Origin of the sequence: Pseudomonas sp. CM25 (assembly GCF_013179705.1) — a bacterium.
Classification (GTDB): Bacteria; Pseudomonadota; Gammaproteobacteria; order Pseudomonadales; family Pseudomonadaceae; genus Aquipseudomonas.
Genome location: NZ_JABMCW010000388.1, coordinates 1 through 4639 on the forward strand (window position 1 = coordinate 1; position 4639 = coordinate 4639).

Annotated in this window: 5 protein-coding genes; all 5 read left to right on the plus strand. The window is 63.1% G+C overall.

Features of this window, described 5'->3' with window-relative positions; translation table 11 throughout:
* Positions 1 to 194 (plus strand): hypothetical protein (locus HP546_RS31160; protein WP_218584614.1); only part of this gene is annotated, 194 nt, incomplete at its 5' end.
* 2 nt (positions 195 to 196) lie between these two features.
* Positions 197 to 1762 carry a quinohemoprotein amine dehydrogenase subunit alpha gene (peaA, locus tag HP546_RS26205; protein WP_172231537.1) on the plus strand — a complete coding sequence of 522 codons (1566 nt, stop codon included), beginning with the start codon at positions 197 to 199 and terminating at the stop codon, positions 1760 to 1762.
* A gap of 48 nt (positions 1763 to 1810) precedes the next feature.
* A complete protein-coding gene (gene peaB / locus HP546_RS26210; protein WP_172231540.1) occupies positions 1811 to 3241 on the plus strand; it encodes a quinohemoprotein amine dehydrogenase maturation protein in 1431 nt (476 codons plus the stop codon).
* Between the two features lies 1 nt (position 3242).
* Positions 3243 to 3566 carry a quinohemoprotein amine dehydrogenase subunit gamma gene (qhpC, locus tag HP546_RS26215; protein ID WP_012272119.1) on the plus strand — a complete coding sequence of 108 codons (324 nt, stop codon included), beginning with the start codon at positions 3243 to 3245 and terminating at the stop codon, positions 3564 to 3566.
* A 32-nt stretch (positions 3567 to 3598) separates the two neighbouring features.
* A partial coding sequence (peaD, locus tag HP546_RS26220) for a quinohemoprotein amine dehydrogenase subunit beta (protein ID WP_172231543.1) occupies positions 3599 to 4639 on the plus strand: 1041 nt, incomplete at its 3' end.

The window sequence follows — 4639 nt, forward strand, 5'->3', positions numbered from 1 at the left end:
AAACACCCTGTCGCGAAATGGCACGCTGCATTTGGCCATCCCTGCTGGCAGCAAAGCCCATAAAACCGCCTAAAAGGTTGAAAGAAAACGGTTTTGCATCACCTGGCACACTTCCTGTATCACAACCGTCACATGCACACCTGCTGTACCAAAGCGTGCGAAAAACGATAAGAACAACAACCGTGGAGGTCTGACCTTGAAGACGACTCGACTCCGGCGGCATGCGGGTAAACTGGCGCTGGTCGCCGCCGCGCTGCTGAGCACCCAGGCCATGGCGGCCGAGCAGGGCCCGAGCCTGTTGCAGAACAAGTGCATGGGGTGCCATATCCCCGAAGGTAACGATACCTACAGCCGTATCAGCCACCAGCGCAAAACGCCGGAAGGCTGGCTGATGAGTATTGCCCGGATGCAGGTGATGCATGGCCTGCAGATCAGCGACGACGACCGTCGCACCCTGGTCAAGTACCTGGCCGACAAGCAGGGCCTGGCGCCCAGCGAGACCGATGGCGTGCGCTACGCCATGGAGCGCCGGCTCAATACCGTCGAGCACTTCGACACCCAGCTCAGCGAAACCTGCGGCCGTTGCCACTCCGGTGCCCGCGTCGCCTTGCAACGGCGCCCGGCCAAGGAATGGGAGCACCTGGTCAACTTCCACCTCGGCCAATGGCCGTCTCTTGAATACCAGGCCCAGGCGCGCGACCGCGACTGGTTGCCCATCGCCCTGCAACAAGTGGTACCCGAACTGGCCAAGCGCTACCCGCTGGATAACCCTGCATGGGCCGAATGGCAGAAGGCGCGGCCCAAGGCCGACGCGCTGCCGGGGCAGTGGGCATTCAGCGGCCACATGCTGGCCAAGGGCGATGTGCACGGGGTGATGAGCGTCTCGGCCGAGGAGGGCGATACCTTCAAGGTCGAGGTCAAGGGCGCGTACGCCGATGGCACGCCGTTCAACGGCAGCGGCTCGGCAATCCTCTACAACGGTTATGAATGGCGCGGCAACGTCAAGGTTGGCGATGCCAACCTGCGTCAGGTGTTCGCTGCGCTGGACGGCGAAATGAAAGGCCGCATGTTCGAGGCCGAGCACGATGAGCGCGGGCTGGACTTCACTGCAGTCAAAGAAGGCAAGGCGCGCCTGCTGGCGGTGCAGCCTGCGTTCATCAAGGCCGGGGGCGAAAGCGAAATCAGCCTGGTTGGCAGTGGCTTGTCGGGCAAGCCGGACCTGGGCGCCGGGGTCGAGGTGACCGAGGTGCTGGAGCAGACCGCAACCCTGGTACGGGTCAAGGCCCGCGCCGCGGCGGATGCCAGGCCCGGCCAGCGCGAAGTCGCGGTGGGCGCACTCAAGGGCGTCAACCTGGCGGTGTACGACAAGGTCGATGAAGTGAAGGTGGTGCCGGCGTTCTCCATCGCCCGTATCGGCGAAAACGGCGCTTCGGTGCCGAAGGTGCAAGGCCGTTTCGAAGCCGAAGCGTGGGGCAAGGATGCTGATGGCCAGCCGCTGCGCATCGGCTACCTGCCGGCCAGCTGGAAGGTCGAGCCGTTCAACGAGCGTGCCGTCGAGGATCAGGACGTCAAGTTTGCCGGGCAGATGCAGGCCGATGGCGTGTTCGTGCCAGGCGGTGCCGGCCCCAACCCTGAGCGCAAGATGATGACCAACAACGCTGGCAACCTGAAGGTCATCGCCACGCTGGCCGACGGCGGCCAGACGGGCGAAGGGCACATGATCGTCACCGTTCAGCGCTGGAACAACCCACCGCTGCCATGACGGCAGCACGTAACGGTTTTCCCACGCATCGATTACCGGGAGGTCGCCATGGGCGCACTACTGAACCTTGTCGAACGCAACCTGCACGAAGTGCAGGTCGACGCCGACCGCATGCTGTTTCATATTCCTAGCAGTTCGCTGTTCACCGCCGATGCGGTAACCGGCGGCATCATCGATTCCCTGCGCCAGCAAGGCTGCTCGGCCGAGGAGCTGATGCAGCGCCTTGGCCAGCAGTTTGCCGGTGACGATATCCAGGACACCCTGCGCGAGCTGATCGCGCTGGAGCTGGTCAGCGACGGCTCGCCGCTGACCCCCGAAATCGCCCTCAAGCAGGTCGAGCGCACCGCCTTGAACACCGTGGTGCTCAACGTCAACACTGGCTGCAACCTCAGCTGCACCTATTGCTACAAGGAAGACCTGGACAAGCCGTCCGCCGGCAAGAAGATGAGCACCGACACTGCCGAGGCCTCGGTGGAGATGCTGCTCAAGGAGTCGCCCGACGAGCAACGCTACAGCGTGGTGTTCTTCGGGGGCGAGCCGCTGTCCAACCGGCCGCTGATCGAGCACATGGTCGCCTATTGCGAACGGCGGTTCGCCGAAGCCGGCAAGCAGGTGGAGTTCATCATGACCACCAACGCCACCTTGCTTAACGAAGAGGTCATCGACTGGCTCAACGCCCACCGCTTTGGCCTGTCGATCAGCATCGACGGCCCCAAGACCGTGCACGACCGCAACCGCATCACCGTCGGCGGGCAGGGCACCTATGATGTGGTGCGGCGCAAGGCCGAACTGCTGCTGTCGCGCTACACCAGCCGCCCGGTCGGCGCGCGGGTAACCCTGACCCGTGGCATCACCGATGTCGAAACCATCTGGAACCACCTGTTCAACGAACTGGGCTTTGCTGAAGTCGGCTTTGCCCCGGTCACCTCCGGCGACATGGCCAACTTCAACCTCACCGGCGAAGAGCTGGTGCAGGTATTCGCCAACATGAAAGCCCTGGGCCGGCGCTACCTGGAGGCGGCGCTGGAGCACCGCAATATTGGCTTCTCCAACCTGCACCAGCTGATCACCGACATCCATGAAGGCCACAAGAAAGCCCTGCCGTGCGGCGCCGGGCTGAAGATGCTGGCGGTGGACCACGAGGGCGAGCTGAACCTGTGCCATCGCTTCACCGGCTCCAGCCTGCCCACCTTCGGCAACGTGCACCAGGGCGTGAAGCAGGCGCAGCTCAACGACTTTCTGTCGCAGCGCCTGGACCGCAGCAACACCGGCTGCGAGAGCTGCCGTATCCGCAACCTGTGTTCCGGCGGCTGCTACCACGAAAGCTACGCGCGCTACGGCGACCCGCAGCACCCGACCTACCACTACTGCGAACTGATGCGCGACTGGGTCGACTTCGGCATTGAAGTCTACAGCCGCATCATGGCCGCCAACCCGGCCTTCATCGACCGCTATATCACCCCGCGGAAGGCGCACTGACATGAAGCACTTGAAGCCCCTCAACAACAAGGCGCGCATCCTTGAGCAGGCCGCCGCCGAAGACCGCGTCGAAGAAGTAATGGCCATGAGCGCGGTGGCCGGCTGCACGGCCACCACCGACCCGGGCTGGGAGGTGGACGCATTTGGTGGTGTGAGCTCGCTGTGCCAGCCGATGGAAGCCGACCTGTATGGCTGCTCCGACCCTTGCTGGTGGCCGGCCCAGGTGCCGGACATGATGAGCACCTACCAGGACTGGAACGCCCAGGCGACCAACTCGGCGGATGACTGGCGCAACCTCGGCACCGTGTTCCCGAAAGACAAGTGACCGGCCCGACAAGAATGACAAGGGGAAACCGCATGAAAGCTGGACGCTGCGCGCAACTCGCGCTCACCATCGCTGCCACGGCCTGCGCCGGGCTGGTACAGGCCGACGACAACGGACCGGCGCTGAAGGCTGGCCACGAATACATGATCGTGACCAACTACCCGAACAACCTGCACGTGGTCGATGTGGCCAGTGACACGGTGTACAAAAGCTGCCAGATGCCCGACAAGTTCGGCCCCGGCACTGCCATGATGGCGCCGGACAACCGCACCGCCTACGTGCTCAACAACCACTACGGCGACATCTACGGCATCGACCTGGATACCTGCAAGAACACCTTCCACGCCAACCTGTCCAGCGTGCCGGGCGAGGTCGGCAAGTCGATGTACTCGTTCGCCGTCAGCCCCGATGGCAAGGAAGTGTACGCCACGGTCAACCCGACCCAGCGCCTGAACGACCACTATGTTGTCAAACCACCGCGCCTGGAGGTGTTCAGCACTGCCGATGGCCTTGGCGCAAAACCGGTACGCACCTTCCCCATGCCGCGCCAGGTGTACCTGATGCGCACTGCCAACGATGGCAGCCTGTACGCCGCCGGGCCGGACATCTACAAGATGGACGTCAAAACCGGCAAGTACACGGTGGCCTTGCCGCTGCGCAACTGGAACCGCAAGGGCTACAGCGCCCCGGACGTGCTGTACTTCTGGCCACACCAGAACCCGCGCCACGAGTTCTCGATGTTGTACACCATTGCCAAATTCAAGGATGACAAACAGGACCCGAACGAGGCCGAATTGTTGTACGGCTACCTGAGCGTTGACCTGAAGACCGGCAAAACCCATACCCAGGAGTTTGCCGACCTGACCGAGCTGTACTTCACCGGCCTGCGCTCGCCCAAGGACCCGAACCAGATCTACGGCGTACTCAACCGCCTGGCCAAGTACGACATCAAGCAGCGCAAGTTGATCAAGGCGGCTAATCTGGAGCACACCTACTACTGCGTCACCTTCGACAAGAAAGGCGACAAGCTGTACCTGGGCGGCACGTTCAACGACCTGGCAGTGTTCAACCCG

Bases quoted from the DNA above. Each gene is read 5' to 3' on its own strand.
- peaB (WP_172231540.1), top strand. From the start codon at position 1,811: ATGGGCGCACTACTGAACCTTGTCGAACGCAACCTGCACGAAGTGCAG.
- qhpC (WP_012272119.1), top strand. From the start codon at position 3,243: ATGAAGCACTTGAAGCCCCTCAACAACAAGGCGCGCATCCTTGAGCAG.